At 59.4% G+C, this 17,420-nt stretch carries 16 protein-coding genes and 2 tRNA genes; 13 read left to right on the top strand and 5 right to left on the bottom strand.

Translation table 11 applies throughout. The features are described 5' to 3' along the window. The first annotated feature begins 7 nt into the window (after window positions 1-7). The gene (locus ACYZUC_RS13900; protein WP_461996363.1) at window positions 8-1,126 is read left to right on the top strand and encodes a succinylglutamate desuccinylase/aspartoacylase family protein; all 1,119 of its coding nucleotides are present in this window, start codon (window positions 8-10) and stop codon (window positions 1,124-1,126) included. A gap of 13 nt (window positions 1,127-1,139) precedes the next feature. Beyond that, the gene (locus ACYZUC_RS13905; protein ID WP_008030062.1) at window positions 1,140-1,904 is read left to right on the top strand and encodes an ABC transporter ATP-binding protein; all 765 of its coding nucleotides are present in this window, start codon (window positions 1,140-1,142) and stop codon (window positions 1,902-1,904) included. 130 nt (window positions 1,905-2,034) lie between these two features. Here ACYZUC_RS13905 and ACYZUC_RS13910 read toward each other — a convergent pair whose 3' ends face one another. Further along, window positions 2,035-2,244 (bottom strand): hypothetical protein, encoded by a 210-nt coding sequence (locus ACYZUC_RS13910; RefSeq protein WP_008030060.1) that lies wholly within the window; start codon window positions 2,242-2,244, stop codon window positions 2,035-2,037. A 107-nt stretch (window positions 2,245-2,351) separates the two neighbouring features. Continuing rightward, a complete protein-coding gene (gene dcd / locus ACYZUC_RS13915) occupies window positions 2,352-2,918 on the bottom strand; it encodes a dCTP deaminase (RefSeq protein ID WP_008030058.1) in 567 nt (188 codons plus the stop codon). Window positions 2,919-3,271: 353 nt separating this feature from the next. On the opposite strand from dcd, the gene ACYZUC_RS13920 reads away from it, so the two are divergent. Next, window positions 3,272-3,481, top strand: a complete 210-nt coding sequence (locus tag ACYZUC_RS13920; protein WP_002554837.1) for a cold-shock protein — start codon at window positions 3,272-3,274, stop codon at window positions 3,479-3,481. Between the two features lie 198 nt (window positions 3,482-3,679). Here ACYZUC_RS13920 and ACYZUC_RS13925 read toward each other — a convergent pair whose 3' ends face one another. Next, window positions 3,680-4,687 carry a DUF481 domain-containing protein gene (locus ACYZUC_RS13925; protein WP_461996366.1) on the bottom strand — a complete coding sequence of 336 codons (1,008 nt, stop codon included), beginning with the start codon at window positions 4,685-4,687 and terminating at the stop codon, window positions 3,680-3,682. A 252-nt stretch (window positions 4,688-4,939) separates the two neighbouring features. Between ACYZUC_RS13925 and ACYZUC_RS13930 the strand changes: the two genes are divergently transcribed. The 4 genes from ACYZUC_RS13930 (at window position 4,940) to ACYZUC_RS13945 (ending at window position 9,713) form a co-directional block, all read left to right on the top strand. Beyond that, the gene (locus tag ACYZUC_RS13930) at window positions 4,940-5,293 is read left to right on the top strand and encodes an MGMT family protein (RefSeq protein ID WP_008039267.1); all 354 of its coding nucleotides are present in this window, start codon (window positions 4,940-4,942) and stop codon (window positions 5,291-5,293) included. A 43-nt stretch (window positions 5,294-5,336) separates the two neighbouring features. Then, window positions 5,337-6,896 carry an AmpG family muropeptide MFS transporter gene (locus ACYZUC_RS13935; RefSeq protein WP_461996368.1) on the top strand — a complete coding sequence of 520 codons (1,560 nt, stop codon included), beginning with the start codon at window positions 5,337-5,339 and terminating at the stop codon, window positions 6,894-6,896. Between the two features lie 130 nt (window positions 6,897-7,026). Then, window positions 7,027-8,742, top strand: a complete 1,716-nt coding sequence (locus tag ACYZUC_RS13940; protein WP_461996369.1) for a proline--tRNA ligase — start codon at window positions 7,027-7,029, stop codon at window positions 8,740-8,742. 17 nt (window positions 8,743-8,759) lie between these two features. Continuing rightward, window positions 8,760-9,713, top strand: coding sequence for a hypothetical protein (locus ACYZUC_RS13945; RefSeq protein ID WP_461996371.1), 954 nt, complete (start codon window positions 8,760-8,762; stop codon window positions 9,711-9,713). Window positions 9,714-9,807: 94 nt separating this feature from the next. Here ACYZUC_RS13945 and dinB read toward each other — a convergent pair whose 3' ends face one another. Next, the gene (dinB, locus tag ACYZUC_RS13950) at window positions 9,808-10,869 is read right to left on the bottom strand and encodes a DNA polymerase IV (protein WP_461996373.1); all 1,062 of its coding nucleotides are present in this window, start codon (window positions 10,867-10,869) and stop codon (window positions 9,808-9,810) included. A 301-nt stretch (window positions 10,870-11,170) separates the two neighbouring features. On the opposite strand from dinB, the gene ACYZUC_RS13955 reads away from it, so the two are divergent. The 5 genes from ACYZUC_RS13955 (at window position 11,171) to ACYZUC_RS13975 (ending at window position 16,050) form a co-directional block, all read left to right on the top strand. Continuing rightward, window positions 11,171-11,247, top strand: a tRNA-Met gene (locus ACYZUC_RS13955). A 194-nt stretch (window positions 11,248-11,441) separates the two neighbouring features. After that, window positions 11,442-11,518: transfer RNA gene (locus tag ACYZUC_RS13960), tRNA-Met, on the top strand. A gap of 278 nt (window positions 11,519-11,796) precedes the next feature. Continuing rightward, complete coding sequence (gene mprF / locus ACYZUC_RS13965; RefSeq protein WP_461996375.1) at window positions 11,797-14,439, top strand: bifunctional lysylphosphatidylglycerol flippase/synthetase MprF; 2,643 nt, start codon at window positions 11,797-11,799, stop codon at window positions 14,437-14,439. Then, window positions 14,439-15,734, top strand: coding sequence for a virulence factor family protein (locus ACYZUC_RS13970; protein ID WP_461996376.1), 1,296 nt, complete (start codon window positions 14,439-14,441; stop codon window positions 15,732-15,734). Before mprF ends, ACYZUC_RS13970 begins: the two co-directional genes overlap by 1 nt. Window positions 15,735-15,846: 112 nt before the next feature. Next, complete coding sequence (locus ACYZUC_RS13975) at window positions 15,847-16,050, top strand: hypothetical protein (protein WP_461996711.1); 204 nt, start codon at window positions 15,847-15,849, stop codon at window positions 16,048-16,050. Window positions 16,051-16,204: 154 nt separating this feature from the next. Here the strand turns inward: ACYZUC_RS13975 and ACYZUC_RS13980 are convergent, their stop codons facing one another. After that, a complete protein-coding gene (locus ACYZUC_RS13980; RefSeq protein WP_461996377.1) occupies window positions 16,205-16,495 on the bottom strand; it encodes a type II toxin-antitoxin system Phd/YefM family antitoxin in 291 nt (96 codons plus the stop codon). A gap of 426 nt (window positions 16,496-16,921) precedes the next feature. On the opposite strand from ACYZUC_RS13980, the gene ACYZUC_RS13985 reads away from it, so the two are divergent. After that, window positions 16,922-17,293: a DUF3077 domain-containing protein gene (locus ACYZUC_RS13985; protein WP_461996379.1), complete on the top strand. Its 372-nt coding sequence runs from the start codon at window positions 16,922-16,924 to the stop codon at window positions 17,291-17,293. The last annotated feature ends 127 nt before the right edge of the window (window positions 17,294-17,420 follow it).

Below are 17,420 nucleotides of genomic sequence, written 5' to 3' on the forward strand. Positions count from 1 at the left end.
TTCGCACATGCGCCACCAGATACATGACTTGCTGGCCCCGCTGCCGGGGACCGCACGACAGATTCACAGCTTCCACTTCGGCCCGACGTCGGCCCAAGGCAAGATCTACATCCAGGCGTCCCTGCACGCCGATGAAATGCCCGGCATGCTGGTCGCCTGGCACCTCAAACAGCGCCTGGCCGAGCTGGAAGCTGCCGGCCACCTGCGCAGCGAAATCGTGCTGGTGCCGATTGCCAACCCGGTCGGCCTCGAACAAGTGCTGATGGATGTACCGCTGGGCCGCTACGAGCTCGAAAGCGGGCAGAACTTCAACCGCTGGTTCGTCGACCTGAGCGAGGAAGTCGGCAATGAGATCGAAGGCCAGCTCGGCGACGATCCGCAGCGCAACCTCGAACTGATTCGCACCAGCCTGCGCCAGGCTCTGGCGCGACAGACTGCCAGCACTCAACTGCAATCCCAGCGCCTGGTCCTGCAACGACTGGCCTGTGACGCGGACATGGTGCTGGACCTGCATTGCGACTTCGAAGCGGTCGCGCACCTCTACACCACGCCCGAGGCCTGGCCACAGGTCGAGCCGCTGGCCCGCTACATCGGTGCCGAAGCGAGTCTGCTGGCCACCGATTCCGGCGGTCAGTCGTTCGACGAATGTTTCACCTTGCTCTGGTGGCAGTTGAAAGAGCGCTTCGGCGAACACTTCGACATTCCGCTCGGCAGTTTCTCGGTCACCGTCGAATTGCGTGGCCAGGGCGACGTCAATCACCCGTTGGCCAGCCTCGACTCCCAGGCGTTGATCGATTACCTGATTCACTTCGGCGCGATTGCCGGCGAACCGGCGCCACTGCCGGAACTGCCGTATCCCGCCACGCCGCTGGCGGCCGTCGAACCGGTGGCCACGCCCGTGGGCGGTTTGCTGGTGTTCACCGCGCTGCCGGGGGAATACCTGGAGGCCGGGCAACTGATCGCCGAAATCGTCGACCCGATCAACGATCTCGTCACTCCCGTTCACTGCACTGTCGCCGGGCTGATGTACGCCCGCTCGCTGCGGCGCATGGCCACTGCCGGCATGGTGATCGCCCACGTCGCGGGCACCGAAGCCTATCGCAGCGGCTACCTACTTTCGCCTTGAGGATGCATGCCCCATGTACAAACTGACCATCGAAGGCCTGCATAAAAGCTATGGCGATCATCATGTGCTCAAAGGCGTTTCACTCAAGGCCAACACCGGCGACGTCATCAGCCTGATCGGCGCCAGCGGCTCGGGCAAAAGTACCTTCCTTCGCTGCATTAACTTTCTCGAACAGCCCAACGACGGCGCCATGAGCCTGGACGGCCAGAACATCCGCATGATCAAGGATCGCCACGGCATGCACGTGGCCGACGCCGATGAACTGCAACGGATCCGCACCCGCCTGGCCATGGTGTTCCAGCATTTCAACCTGTGGAGCCACATGACCGTGCTGGAAAACATCACCATGGCTCCGCGCCGGGTGCTGGGTTGCAGCAAGCAGGAAGCCGAGGACCGCGCACGTCGTTACCTCGACAAGGTTGGCCTGGCCGCACGCGTGGCGGACCAGTACCCGGCGTTTCTTTCCGGGGGCCAGCAGCAGCGGGTCGCCATTGCCCGCGCACTGGCCATGGAGCCGGAAGTCATGCTGTTCGACGAACCGACCTCGGCGCTCGACCCGGAGCTGGTGGGTGAGGTGCTCCGAGTGATCCAGGGCCTCGCCGAAGAAGGCCGGACCATGATCATGGTGACCCACGAAATGAGCTTCGCCCGCAAAGTGTCGAGTCAGGTGCTGTTTCTGCACCAGGGCCTGGTCGAGGAAGAAGGCGCGCCGGAAGACGTGCTGGGTAATCCGAAGAGCGAGCGGTTGAAGCAGTTCCTCAGCGGCAACCTCAAGTAACACGCAGCCCTTGCAGGAGCGAAGCTTGCTCGCGAAAGCGGTGGGTCAGGAGAGAAAGATGTCGGCTGACCCACTGTCTTCGCGAGCAAGCTTCGCTCCTACAAATGCGGCCATTCGTTTCCGTGGTTGATCACACAACCGGCGCGGGAGGCGGCTCATCCGGCAGGGTTGGCTCACCGGGTTCGGAGGGTTGTTCGTTGGGGGTATCGGGATCAGGCTGGCCGGGGATGCCCCCCGCCATGCTGATGGGCGGATGTGCCAGCAACGACCAGGCCAAAACGCCAACCTGATTGGGCTCAAGCCTTGCCAGTTCGGCACTTATACGCGGGTCGATCTTCATATAGCACTCCTGAGCGATGGCCCGATCCGCCTTGCGCGGATCGGTGCAGTACACCCCATAGAGTGTACGCTCGCCCAGGAATTCCCACGGTTTGTCAGACGGTTGACTCAGGTGCGTGGCAGCGTCACGCCGCGTTGGCCCTGATACTTGCCGCCACGGTCCTTGTAGGACACTTCGCACTCTTCGTCGGATTCAAGGAACAGCATCTGCGCCACGCCTTCGTTGGCGTAGATCTTCGCCGGCAGGTTGGTGGTGTTCGAGAATTCCAGGGTCACGTGACCCTCCCACTCAGGCTCAAGCGGGGTGACGTTGACGATGATGCCGCAGCGGGCGTAGGTGCTTTTGCCCAGGCAAATGGTCAATACGTTGCGCGGAATACGGAAGTATTCGACGGTGCTGGCCAGGGCGAAGGAGTTCGGCGGGATGATGCAGACGTCGCTGTGGATATCGACGAAGCTGCCGGCATCGAAGTTTTTCGGGTCGACGATGGCCGAATTGATGTTGGTGAACACTTTGAAGTGATTAGTGCAGCGAACGTCGTAGCCGTAACTCGACACGCCGTAGGAGATCACTCGGCTGTCGTCGCTGCCGCGCACCTGGCGCTCGACGAACGGTTCGATCATGCCCTGCTCTTGCGCCATGCGGCGAATCCACTTGTCCGATTTGATGCTCATGGCGGGTGTCCTGAATAGCGAGGTGGAATAAATCTGTCCGGCATCTTACCGGGGCGCGCCGCCGGTTCAAAGTCCGGGGCACAATTCTTGGCGATCCCCCTTAAATTCCGGACCTCGACGGCAATACAATGCACCGTCAGTCACGAAAACAGAGAAACCTTCGCAGGAAGCATTGGCACGTTCCGGAAAAAGGGTTAAGGTGGCGCCACTGTGCTGCTTGTGTCACTGAGAATCTCTACACGATATGTTGAATTTCGATCCAACCATCTACAAGAATTTTTCCTGCTCTTTGCACTCAGTCTCGGCCAGGGTTCTTCCTGAGTCGCAGTTATCTTTGTTCAAGGAGTTACACCATGTCTAATCGCCAAACTGGTACCGTTAAGTGGTTCAACGATGAAAAAGGCTTCGGCTTCATCACTCCACAATCCGGTGACGACCTGTTCGTTCACTTCAAAGCTATCCAATCCGACGGCTTCAAAAGCCTGAAAGAAGGCCAACAGGTTTCTTTCATCGCTACCCGCGGTCAGAAAGGCATGCAAGCTGAAGAAGTTCAAGTTATCTAACTTGTACTTGCTTTAGTAAAAAGCCCCGCCCTTAAAAGCGGGGCTTTTTTGTGGGCGGGTGTTTTGTAGAGATCCAAATACTATGGACAGTACTGACGCCTTCGCGGGCAAGTCGGATCGCCGCACCGCTCGCTCCTACAGATCACTAGGACCTGTAGGAGCGAGCGGTGCGGCGATCCGACTTGCCCGCGAATGGATTTACCAGGCCACACCAAAGCCTGCGGTGTAGCGGGTCTTGTCCAGATCGGCATCGTCTGTACCGCTGATGATGTCTCGCTCGGCCTTCAGGTTAAGCGACGCCCACTCGGTCACTTTGTAGCGCAAGCCCATTTCGGCATCGAGCGCATAATCCGCCACACCCGACAACGGCTTGCCCACTTCGCCATTGGTGAAGAACTCCACCCTCTTGCCGACCAGGTAGCGGTTGTAATCCCACTTCATCGCCAGGGAATAGAAGTTGTCCTTGCTGCCGTCGGAGAACTGGTAGTCCGTGTGGTTGAACAGCGAACCCAGCGAGAATGCGCCTAGCTCGTCATCCCAGAACTGGTAACCCGGACCGGTACCGACGGTGCGCTGACGGGAGAGTTCTTCAACCTTGTCGCGCTTATAAACCGCGCGGCCCTGCCAGAACCATTTCTCGGTCAGGAAGCGGTCGAGCGAGTACTCGCCCCGCCAGTTATCAGTGGTGACCACGTCATCCTGGAATTCACGGTTGTACTCGCCTTCGGCGATATGCCGCCATCTGCCATGGCGGGCAGTGGTCTTGAAGTCGACATCGTAGTCGTCGGTGTCCTTTTCCGCCCGCTGGTAATCCAGCGCCGCATCGATATTGCCTTTCCAGACCAGATCTTCGACCACCGGCTTGGGCTTGAGAATCTGCTGGATACTCGCCAGCTCGACGGTCTTCGGTGCCTCGCCGTTTTCCAGCGTCACCTTGCCGTCGTCTGCCGCGTGCAGCGACTTGGCCTTCTCACCGCTGTAGGCATCCTGCTTGACCAGCAACTCCTGATCGCTCTCCAGGGTTTTGACCTGCTTCCAGTCGATCGGAACCGAACCGGCGTATTCGGTCTGGATCACCAGTTTGCCGCCGTCGAACAGAGTGATCTTGCCACTCAGCTTGTCACCGTTCTTTAACCACACGGTGTCGGCGAGCAAGGGCGTGGAAGCACTCAGGACAGCGAGGCACAACAGGGTTCTGGACACCATAAGCAAAGACAGGCTCAAGTTTGCGAAAAAAGTCGGCATTATCCATAGGAATAAGGCCCTAACAAGGACTGACCCGGCCATCTCTACTGAGTTCACTTCTCAGTCATTGATCGAGGAATTACCCTACAGACGGTAACCCACTGTAGGTGCGAGCCTGCTCGCGATAAACTCAAGATCGACGCGTTTTCCCAGACAGCTCGCGTTATCGTTAACGACCATCGCGAGCTGGCTCGCTCCTACAGGATCCCGGATGTGACCGACGCCGATGCAGAAACCGAAAGCCCTGCGCAAATCCGACGCACGGCGCTCTATCTGACTTTGGCGCAGGTGCCCGAGGGCAAAGTCGTGAGTTATGGTCAACTTGCCGAACTCGCAGGACTGGGGCGCGCCGCGCGCTGGGTCGGGCGTACACTCAGCCAGTTGCCCGGCGACACCAAACTGCCCTGGCACCGGGTGCTCGGCGCCGGCGGTCGGATCAGCCTGCCCGTGGGCAGTCCTTCAGGGGACGAGCAACGCGCACGATTGCGCTCTGAAGGCATCAGTGTCCTGAACAATCGTGTTGATATTCAGCGCCATGGCTGGCGCCCGGTAGAGCACAGCGGTTAGAGTGCGCGCTTTGTTTCCGTAATCTTGAGGCAGACTTCAGCCCATGCCCCGTAAAACCTGGCGCGCCGCGCTCGCCGCCTATGCCAGCCCATCGACACTTGTGCTGTTGTTGCTTGGTTTCGCCGCCGGCCTGCCCTACATGCTGGTGTTTTCGACACTGTCCGTCTGGTTGCGTGAAGCCGGTGTGGCTCGCGAAACTATCGGCTATGCAAGCCTGATCGGTCTGGCCTACGCCTTTAAATGGGTCTGGTCACCGTTGCTGGACCAATGGCGCCTACCATTTCTCGGCAAGCTCGGTCGCCGTCGCTCGTGGTTGGTACTTTCCCAGGCACTGGTAATCCTCGGCTTGATCGGGATGGGTTTCTGCGACCCGCAAAAACACCTGTCCTGGCTGATCGCCATCGCCGTAGTCGTGGCCTTCGCCTCGGCGACGCAAGACATCGCGGTCGACGCCTATCGCCTGGAAATCGCCGAAGACAGCCGCCAGGCTGCCCTGGCCGCCAGCTACATGTCCGGCTATCGGATCGCGGCACTGCTGGCCACTGCCGGCGCCCTGTTCTTCGCCGAAGGTTTTGGCTCCACCGGTTTCAACTACAAGCATTCGGCATGGGCCGGCACTTATCTGCTGTTCGGCGCCCTGATGGTTCCGGCGTTACTGACCTCTTTCTTCATGCGCGAACCGCCGGTTCCGTTGCGCACGCAACTGCAGGCCGGGCGCTACAGCTTTGTGCATCAACTGGCCTCGGTGTTCGTGCTGATCGTGCTGCTGGTGTCCGTGCCGGCCATGTTCACCCAGCTCTACAACACCGACTTCGCCAGCGTGCTGTTTGACGGCGTCAGCCTGCTCGATCTGCTGCTAGAAGACCGCGCCTTCCTGCGGGCGATCCTCTACACCTCGCTCACCGCGCTGTGCCTGTCGGCCATAGGCCGTCGTGGCCTGGCGCCGGTGCTGACACCGGTCAACGACTTCATTCTGCGTTACCGCTGGCAAGCGCTGCTGCTGCTCGGGCTGATCGCCACGTATCGGATGTCGGATACGGTGATGGGCGTGATGGCCAACGTGTTCTATATCGACCAGGGCTTCACCAAGGATCAGATTGCCAGCGTCAGCAAAATCTTCGGCCTGATCATGACGCTGGTCGGCGCCGGCATGGGCGGCCTGCTGATCGTGCGTTTCGGCATCCTGCCGATCCTGTTCATCGGCGGCGTGGCGTCAGCGGGCACCAATTTGCTGTTCCTGATGCTCGCCGACATGGGCGCCAACCTGAACATGCTGATCCTGACCATTTCCCTGGACAACTTCAGCTCGGGCCTGGCGACCTCGGCGTTCGTCGCCTACCTGTCGAGCCTGACCAACCTCAAGTTCTCCGCCACCCAATACGCCCTGCTCAGCTCGATCATGCTCCTGCTGCCGCGCCTGATCGGTGGCTATTCCGGGGTCATGGTGGAAAAATTCGGCTACCATAATTTCTTCCTGATCACCGCGTTGCTGGGCGTTCCGACGCTGGTGTTGATCGCCTTGCACTGGTTCCAGGAGAGCCGCCGCGAAGGCCCGACGCCAAAGCCTGAACCGGTTCCGACCCAGGTCGTGGAAGAATCGTAGGAAGCATCGCAAAGGGCGTGGAGATTCCCGCCCTCCTGCCACACCACCGACCGCGCGCCTGTACGCCAGCAGATCTCGCCCGTACAATGCTCCGTCATTTCTCGTCATCAGCAACCGACAACGGCCAACCATGCGCACCAGTCAATTTTTGCTCGCCACACAGAAAGAAACGCCTTCCGACGCGGTCGTCATCAGCCATCAGTTGATGCTGCGCGCCGGCATGATCCGCAAACTCGCCTCGGGCCTGTACACCTGGCTGCCGATGGGCTTGCGAGTGATGCGCAAGGTCGAAGCCGTCGTTCGTGAAGAAATGAACGCCGCAGGCTCTCTTGAAGTGTTGATGCCGAGTACTCAACCGTCTGAGCTGTGGCAGGAATCCGGTCGTTGGGAAGAATACGGCCCTGAATTGCTGCGCTTCAAGGATCGCCACGGTCGCGACTTCTGCGCCGGCCCGACCCACGAAGAAGTGATCACCGACCTGATGCGCAACGAGTTGAGCAGCTATAAGCAGCTGCCGATCAACCTGTATCAGATCCAGACCAAATTCCGTGACGAAATCCGCCCACGCTTCGGTTTGATGCGCGGCCGCGAATTCATCATGAAGGACGCCTACTCGTTCCACGCTGACCAGCCTTCGCTGCAGGTCACCTACGACCGCATGCACCAGGCGTACTGCAACGTGTTCACCCGCCTGGGCCTGAAGTTCCGCCCTGTCGAAGCCGATAACGGCTCCATCGGCGGCGCCGGCTCCCACGAGTTCCACGTACTGGCCGAATCCGGCGAAGACGATATCGTCTTCAGCAACGGTTCAGACTACGCCGCGAACATCGAAAAAGCCGAAGCGGTACCACGGGAAACTTCCCGTCCGGCACCGGCCGAAGAGCTGCGCCTGATCGACACACCGAACGCCAAGACCATCGCGCAACTGGTCGAAGGCTTCAACCTGCCGATCGAGAAGACCATCAAGACCCTCGTGGTTCATGCTGAAGAGAAAGGCAAGCTGATTGCCCTGATCATCCGTGGCGACCACGAGCTGAACGAAATCAAGGCCGCCAACCAGCCTGGCGTTGCCAGCCCACTGGTCATGGCGTCCGAAAGCGAACTGCGCGACGCCATTGGCGCCGGAGCCGGCTCCCTCGGCCCGCTGAACCTGCCGCTGCCGATCATCATCGACCGTTCCGTCGAGCTGATGAGCGACTTCGGTATCGGTGCGAACATCGACGACAAGCACTACTTCGGCGTGAACTGGGAGCGTGACCTGCCTGTTCCGACCGTTGCCGACCTGCGTAACGTCGTGGCCGGCGATCCGAGCCCGGACGGCAAAGGCACCCTGGAAATCAAGCGCGGCATCGAAGTCGGGCACATCTTCCAGCTGGGCAACAAGTACAGCAAAGCGATGAAGTGCGAAGTGCTGGGCGAGAACGGCAAGCCGGTCACCCTGGAAATGGGTTGCTACGGCATCGGCGTTTCCCGCGTGGTGGCTGCGGCCATCGAGCAGAACAACGACGCCAACGGGATCATCTGGAGCGACACACTGGCTCCATTCCAGATCGCACTGGTGCCGCTGCGCTACGAAACCGAACAGGTTCGCGAAGCGACCGACAAGCTGTACGCAGAGTTGACTGCGGCCGGCTTCGAAGTGCTGCTGGACGATCGCGACAAGAAAACCAGCCCGGGCATCAAGTTCGCGGACATGGAGCTGATCGGCATTCCTCACCGGATCGTGGTCAGTGACCGCGGCCTCGCCGAAGGCAATCTGGAATACAAGAGCCGCACCGAGCCCGAGGCGCAAGCGCTGCCGGTCGCTGGCGTGCTGTCCTTCCTCCAGGCCCGTATCCGCCGCTGACACCAGATAGAGAAGTCATGTTCAAGCGAAACACCTTAGGCCTCGGTGGTGCCGCCCTGTGCGGCACCCTGCTGGTCAGCGGCTGCGCCAATCACATGTCGCAACGCAGCGAGCACGAGGCTCGTGTCGAGCGCAAATTGCTCGATCACAGCCTGCAGATCGATGTCGGTGAGCCCAAGGTGCTTGAGCTGCCGCAACGTCGGGTGAAGATCCACGAGCAGAAGACCTTCGAAGTCACCGAGTTCGAAGTCACCCGTCATTACGATCGCTACACGCCTTACCAACCCTGGCGGGAGATCTACGAGATCCCGCTGGGCGCGGTGGCCGTGGTGGCCGGTGTCGGCGCGAATGTGGTCAACGTGTTCGCCCTCGGCAACCTGCCGGATAGCGTGACCAAGGACTGGTTCAGCTACGGTTTCGCCGGGCTCAACCCGTTCATGAACGCGCCGTCCCACGGTCGTGCACAGCAGAACCTCGCCGGCATCGACGAAGTCCAGCTCGACAAGCGCACCGAATACTCGAGCCTGCCCTGGAGCGAGCGTCCGGTGGAGGTCAAGGCGGGCAAGGAAACCTTCGAGCTGAGCACCGACAAAAACGGTGTGTTGCGCCTGAACCTGCTCGACAGTCCGTTCGCTGAACATGACATCAATCACCTGAGTCGCCTGCTGATCAAGGTCGAAGATGGTCAGGACGATGTACACACGGACTCGTCCCTGGCGATCAGCAGCTCGTTGCGCGGCAAATTGCTCGAAGCCCACGGGCTGATTTACGACGACCTTGAAGACGACGAAGTGAGCCAGTGGGTTCACCGGGTCAAGCGTCTGTCGGAGCTGGGTCTGGAAGAAGAAGCCAGCGAGCTTGAACAGAGTTTGATTGAGCTGACGCGTAACGATCCTGAGTTGCAGACCGAATTCCTCAAGTCGTTGACCAAGGATGCCGGGCGACTGGTGGCGGATCCGGGGCCGAACTAAAAGCTTCGCGGGCAAGCCTCGCTCCTACAGGTCTCGCATAGCCCCTGTAGGAGCGAGGCTTGCCCGCGAAGAGGCCATCACATTCACCGCTAAACTACCGCTCAAACAACTCCATCTGCTCAAACCCTCCGCGCAAATCCTCCAGCCTCACCCCGACCCCCAACAACCGCACTGGTTTCCCGCCGCGATTGAACGCCTGGGTCAGCAGCAACTGATAACTCCCCAGATCCCGCCCTGCCCCGGCCTGCTCCAGCGTGGTCTGGGTAAAGTCATGGAATTTCACTTTGACGAACGGTTTGCCCGGCCGATAGCTGTTGTCGATTCGCGCCATGCGGCCCGCCAGGGTTTCCAGCAACTCGGGTAATTTATCCAGACAGCTCACCAGATCCGGCAGATCCACGTCATAGGTGTTTTCGACACTGATCGATTGTCGCCGACTGTCGTTGTGCACCAACCGATCATCGATCCCACGGGCCAGACTCCACAATCGCTCGCCAAAACTGCCGAATTCACGCACCAGCGCCAACTTGTCCCATTCGCGCAAATGCGAGCAGTCGACAATACCCAGCCTGCCCAGCTTGTCGGCAGTCACTTTGCCAACGCCGTGGAGCTTGCTGACGGGCAAACCGCTGACGAAATCCTCGACCTGATCCGGCGTAATGACAAACAAGCCATTGGGCTTCTTCCAGTCGCTGGCAATCTTGGCCAGGAACTTGTTCGGCGCCACGCCGGCCGAGACGGTGATGTGCAACTGATTGGACACCCGACGACGAATATCCTGGGCAATTCGCGTGGCGCTGCCGCCGAAGTGCGCACTGTCCGACACATCGAGGTAAGCCTCATCGAGGGAAAGCGGTTCGATCAAGTCGGTGTAATCGCGAAAGATCGTGTGAATTTCCTTCGAGGCTTCTCGATAGGCGTCCATGCGCGGCTTGACGATGGTCAGGTCAGGGCACAACTTCAAGGCGTGCCCCGACGACATCGCCGAACGCACGCCATACGCCCGTGCTTCATAGTTACAAGTGGCGATCACCCCGCGCCGATCCGCCGAACCGCCCACCGCCAGTGGTTTTCCGGCCAGGCGCGGGTCGTCGCGCATCTCGATGGCAGCGTAGAAGCAGTCACAATCGACGTGGATGATTTTTCGCTGGGTCATATTAAAGCGGTGTTCATGGCGTAGAATTGGAGTCAAGGCGTGCCGGATTGGCAGTATCTCACCGACACCTGTATATAGCACCAGTAGTCTGAATGTTCTTACCCAATGGTAGGAAAAGTTACAGATGAATTTATTTTCTCAATCGAAAGCGCCCCTGCGATAGAGCTGCAAGCCTTGCCAGGCCTGACTCACAGCCGATCACACCGCCCTCTTTCAGAGCTAAGCGATTGAACCAGAACAGGTTTTATCTGGATTGAAGGTTGACAGCCCGGCGTTCCTCTGTAGAATGCCGACACACAGACGCGGGATGGAGCAGTCTGGTAGCTCGTCGGGCTCATAACCCGAAGGTCGTCGGTTCAAATCCGGCTCCCGCAACCAAACATCAAAAAAGGCTACTCGAAAGAGTGGCCTTTTTTGTGCGCGCGTGTTTTTTGGCAGAAAGCAGAAATCGTTCTGATTCCGAAACTTAACGCTCCCCTGCGACCGTTCGCCGCTTATTTACGCTTATTTGACCCGGCGCCGGATTAACGGTTGACACACCGGCGTATCTCTATAGAATGCCGCCACACAGACGCGGGATGGAGCAGTCTGGTAGCTCGTCGGGCTCATAACCCGAAGGTCGTCGGTTCAAATCCGGCTCCCGCAACCAAACATCAAAAAAGGCTACTCGAAAGAGTGGCCTTTTTTGTATCTGTTGAAAAAGTCCTTTCGCAACAATGACCTGTCACTGTGTAGGGAAGCGTTCGGGATCATCAGAGTTCTGAGTTCAGACTATGCTGAATCGCAGACAGAACCCCCTACGACGGATGCCATGCCATCGCCGCTGATCGGTGAGAGGCGTTAATATTTGTGATTATTTTTTTCTACAGGGATTGGTAACTTGGCTGGATACCCCCATCCTGTCGCGCACAATCCAAGAGGTGATTGATGCGCGCCAACTCGTCTGATTCACAAGACACCGTCACAGCGACACAACCGATCAAGGCCGAGCGTCTGCGCTTGCTTGATCTGGTCAGCAAGTACCGTCAGCCCATTGGCCTGGCGGTCACCCTGCTGTTGTTCGCTATCGCGCTGATTGCCTGTCGCCACCTGTTGAGCGAACTCGATCTGTACGCTCTGCACGACTCCATTCTCGACGTGCCGAAACCGGCACTGATCGGTGCATTGGCCGCAACCGTGGTCGGCTTCATCATCTTGCTTGGTTACGAATGGTCGGCCAGCCGCTATGCCGGCGTGACCCTTGCACCGCGGATTCTTGCCCTGGGCGGGTTCACGGCATTTGCCATCGGTAATGCCATTGGCCTGTCGATGCTCTCGGGAGGCTCGGTTCGCTACCGTTTATATGCGCGTCATGGCCTGGGGGCTTCCGATGTCGCGCACATGACGCTGTTCGCCAGCCTCTCGCTCGGCTGCGCCCTGCCCCCGCTGGCCGCACTCGCCACGCTCAGCAACCTGCCTGCCGCCTCTGCCGCCCTGGGCCTCTCCCAGATGCTGCTGGGTGCGATTGCCGCCGCTGTATTGCTGTTGTTTACCGTATTGGCCGTCGGTATCTATCGCCGGCGCCTGCCAGAGCAGCCTTATGCAGACAACCTGCTGGTCAAGGTCGGTCGTCGCACCTTGCGTCTTCCGGGCCGTCGCCTGACGTTCCTGCAACTGGTCATTACCGCCCTCGACGTAGCTGCTGCCGCGACCGTGCTGTATCTGTTGCTGCCGGAAGCACCGCCCTTCGGCGCATTCCTGCTGGTGTACCTGCTGGCGTTGGCCGCTGGTGTGCTCAGCCATGTTCCCGGTGGCGTCGGCGTGTTCGAGGCGATTCTGCTGGCAGCCTTCGCCGACAAGCTTGGCGCCGCACCACTGGCCGCCGCATTGCTGCTCTATCGCCTGATCTACGTGGTGCTGCCGCTACTGGTCGCGTGCTTGCTGCTGTTGATCAACGAAGGCCAGCGCTTGTTTCAGACGCGTCAGTCTCTGCGCGCAGCCTCCGGCCTGGCCGCGCCGATTCTGGCGGTGCTGGTGTTCCTGTCCGGCGTGGTGCTGCTGTTCTCCGGCGTGACCCCGGAAATCGATACGCGCCTGGAACACATCGGCTTCCTGATTCCTCATCGACTGGTCGACGCTTCGCACTTCGGCGCCAGCCTGGTCGGCGTTCTTTGCCTGCTGCTGGCTCAAGGCCTGCGTCGGCGCCTGTCGGCCGCGTGGATGCTGACCACCATTCTGTTGCTGGTCGGTGCCGTGCTTTCGCTGCTCAAGGGTTTCGACTGGGAAGAAGCCTGCCTGATGACCCTGACCGCGAGCCTGCTGGGGGTTTTCCGGCGCTCGTTCTATCGCCCGAGCCGCCTGACCGAACTGCCGTTTTCGCCGCTGTATCTGGTGTCGAGCCTTTGTGTACTCGGTGCGTCGATCTGGCTGCTGCTGTTCGCTTATCAGGACGTTCCCTACAGCCATCAACTCTGGTGGCAGTTCACCCTCGACGCCGACGCCCCGCGTGGCTTGCGCTCGCTGCTCGGCGCCGCCGTGCTGCTGGTGGTGGTGTCCCTGACCTGGCTGCTGCGCACCGCACGCCCGGTGATCCACCTGCCCACGCCGGACGAACTGGACCGCGCGGTAAAAATCCTGATGGCTTCCGCACAACCGGACGGTGGCCTCGCCCTGACCGGTGACAAGGCGCTGCTGTTTCACCCTAACGACGAAGCGTTCCTGATGTACGCCCGCCGTGGGCGCAGCCTGGTGGCCTTGTATGACCCGATCGGCCCGACCCAGCAACGGGCGGAAATGATCTGGCAGTTCCGCGACCTCTGTGACATCCACCACGCCCGCCCCGTGTTCTATCAAGTACGCGCCGAGAACCTGCCGTACTACATGGACATCGGCCTGACTGCGATCAAGCTCGGCGAAGAAGCCCGGGTCGATCTGCAGCGCTTTGATCTCGAAGCCAAGGGCAAAGAGATGAAAGACCTGCGCTACACCTGGAACCGTGGCACCCGTGATGGCCTGTCGCTGGAGATTCATGAGCCAGGGCATGCGCCGATGGATGAGCTCAAGGTGATTTCCGATGCCTGGCTGACCGGCAAGAACGTGCGCGAGAAAGGCTTCTCCCTCGGTCGTTTCGGTGATGACTACCTCAAGCATTTCCGCATCGCTGTCATCCGTTTCGAAGGGCGTCCGGTGGCGTTCGCCAACCTGCTCGAGACTTTCGGCCATGACCTGGCCAGCCTCGACCTGATGCGCGCGCACCCGGATGCGCCCAAACTGACCATGGAATTCATGATGGTCGGCCTGATTCAACATTATAAAAATCATGGATATGCGCGTTTCAGCCTGGGCATGGTGCCGCTGTCGGGGTTGCAACCCCGTCGTGGCGCGCCACTGACCCAGCGTCTGGGCTCGATGGTTTTCCGCCGTGGTGAGCAGCTGTACAACTTCCAAGGCTTGCGCCGCTTCAAAGACAAGTTCCAGCCTGACTGGGAACCCCGTTATATGGCTGTGCCCGCCGGACTTGATCCGCTGGTTGCCCTGGCCGACACTGCTGCCCTGATTGCGGGCGGCTTGACTGGATTGGTGAAACGCTGATGATTCAACGCTCCTTGCGGTACGTACTGGGCACACTGGTAGTGCTGGCCCTGATTCTCGGTGGCGGTTACTGGTTCCTCAAACGCCCGGCGCCAGAACCGACGCTCGAACGGCTGACACCGGCCGACGGCGCCGCGATGACCCGCGTCATCCCCGGCAACACGCCGCGCGCCCAGGTGCTGGTGGCGGTCAATGAAGACCAGAAGCTCAGCGACAAACAATTAATGACCCTGAGCCGCAGCGGTTCGGCGCAGATCGTTCAGGTGATCCTGCCCAAGGACTGCCTGTTGCAAAGCCGCGCCCTGCAAGCCGGCCTGAGAGAACTCAAAGGCCCGGCGACGCTGGTCAGCGGCATTGGCCCTGGCGCCGTGCTGGCATGGCGCTGGTTGTCCGAGCAGAAGGACGACAAGTCCCAGGCCGTTTCGGTGGACCTGGCCCTGGAAAAACCCGGCTGCACCCACCTGCTGCCGAAAAGCGCCGCTCACGGTCACTGGCTGGTGGCGTGGAACGACAACCCGGACGACACCAGCGCCGGCTTCGTGCGCGACCAACCCAACGCCGAAACCAGCATCAGCGACTACGACATCAACCTGCCGCAAGTGCTGAACAACGAACTGCGCAAGCTCCTCGTCGGTGGCGACAAAGCCGCTGGCGGCCTGCAAATCCCAGTGGTTGAAGTCCCTGCCGGCCAGGCCAAGGACACCGTCACCCTGTTCCTCTCCGGTGACGGCGGCTGGCGTGACCTCGACCGCGACGTAGCGGGCGAAATGGCCAAGATCGGCTACCCGGTCGTCGGCATCGACACCCTGCGCTACTACTGGCAGCACAAGAGCCCAGAGCAAAGCGCCCTGGACCTCGCTGAACTGATGCAGCACTACCGGCAGAAATGGGGCACCAAGCGCTTCATCCTGACGGGCTACTCGTTCGGCGCCGACGTCTTGCCGGCAATCTACAACCGCCTGGAAGCCTCGGAACAGCAACGCGTCGACGCAATCATCCTGCTGGCCTTCGCCCGTACCGGCAGCTTCGAAATCGAAGTCGAAGGCTGGCTCGGCAACGCCGGCAAAGAAGCCGCCACCGGCCCGGAAATGGCCAAACTGCCGCCAGAGAAAGTGGTGTGCATCTTCGGTGAAGAAGAAATCGACGAAAGCGGCTGCACCGACAAGACCGCCGTAGGCGAAGCCATCAAACTGCCCGGCGGCCACCACTTCGACGAGAACTACCCGAAACTGGCCCAGCGGTTGGTGGATGTGATCGAGAAGCGTCAAGCGAAGGAGACGGCGACTCAGGAGTGACCTGAACCCGCCCACAAAAAAGCCCCCGCTGCCTTACGGTAGCGGGGGCTTTTTTATGGTTCTTCACGGATTACTGGGAAACACAGAACCTGTAGGAGCCAGCTTGCTGGCGATGGTCGTTAACGATTACGCGTACGGACTGGCTCACCGCGGTGCACTTGAGTCCATCGCCAGCAAGCTGGCTCCTACAATGGACCGTGTAAACGTTGAAAATGAATTGCTCTTCAAGTCAAAAAAAGTCCCCAAAAAAGGTTCGTACAGACATGAAGCACCAACAGCTAGAAGGATTTTATGGCGTGCAGGCTGGCCAGATTGAATAAACGCAAAATGTCTTGACTCTCCACGATGCTGAAAACCCAAGTGTCCACATTCCATAAAACGTGGACACTTGTCTCAATGAAAATATCGAGTCGTCAATACCAATCGATACTTGTCGGATGCTTCTTAGAAACACGCCATCCCCTGTTGCTTCAGCCTTTCCTGGCGTGCCGTCCCCGCATATCGTCGTGGTCGATTGCGCTGGTCTCATCAAAACCGGTCAGGCGTTCCAGAACAGCTACTTCAATCCGAAGGTCATCCAGCTCGTCGAGCATTTCTTGATACGCCTCGACGTTGATAATGACCGCTGCCGGTTGATTGTCCTTGAAAATAACCAGGCGCTCGGTGGCTCGAGTGGAGATTTCAGTGAGCCTGGTACTGAAGTCCTTGACCATCGCGACCACTGATATTGCCTGTTCAGCACGTTCTAGTAACGCCGTCATATTTTCCCCCCGACACTCATTTAATTTTTTGCGCCCATGTCCTCGACTCGCAGAATCACTTGCGGCGTTTAGTTTTTGTTTGTTTCAGACGGCGCGATATCGGATGACGTCCGCAGACCTTGTAGGCAAACTCTGAATCGTGTTTTTTGGGCACTTTGATGCCTTGTTGGGCTTTTCTTTGACGGGATAGTCTCCTGACGTCGCTGACCATTCAGCGATCGGGCTTGGAAACCCGTCGAGCGTAGGCAACAACGTGCCCAACATGACCGCAGACATTTACGGCTGCAATCCTGTGTCATGGCGGTTGTGCGTGGGACGTCTTCGGACGTGCCGGTTTCCTAGGCTCCCGGTTTTCCAACCTGCGCACAGCTGCCACCCATTCGCTTGGAAACGAACGTGGCGGCTCCTCAGTTTAGGAGATACACCATGAGCAAAACAGATTCACCTGCCCCCTCAGAACTAAAAACCATCGGCCTCACCCCCGTCCTCTACTGCTCAAACCAACCCCTATTCCATGTCACGCGAGACGTTCCCCTCAGCGATGCGTTAGCCATGGCCTCTGATTTTCTGTTCCTGGCCAAAGAGCTGACCAAAGATGCTGCCTACGCCCGAGACACAGACCGACACGCTTGGGCCGCGCATTATTTGACGGCGATGAGTAAGGCAGTGGTTGATGATGCAGTGAAGGTGCTGGAGCAGCCGGCTCGGACAAAAACCGAATCCAAAAAACAATGGCCTGAGCGCAACGAAAAGCGACGGGCCACACTCACAAAAAAGCCAGAAACACGGTCCCTGTAGGAGCAAGCTTGCTCGCGATAGCGGTCTGTCAGGCAACATTAATGGTGCATGTTAGTCCGCCATCGCGAGCAGGCTCGCTCCCACAGGGGATCGTTGTTAGCCAGCGTCAGGCGTCGGGCAATAAAAA

Source organism: Pseudomonas sp. GT1P32, assembly GCF_054897805.1.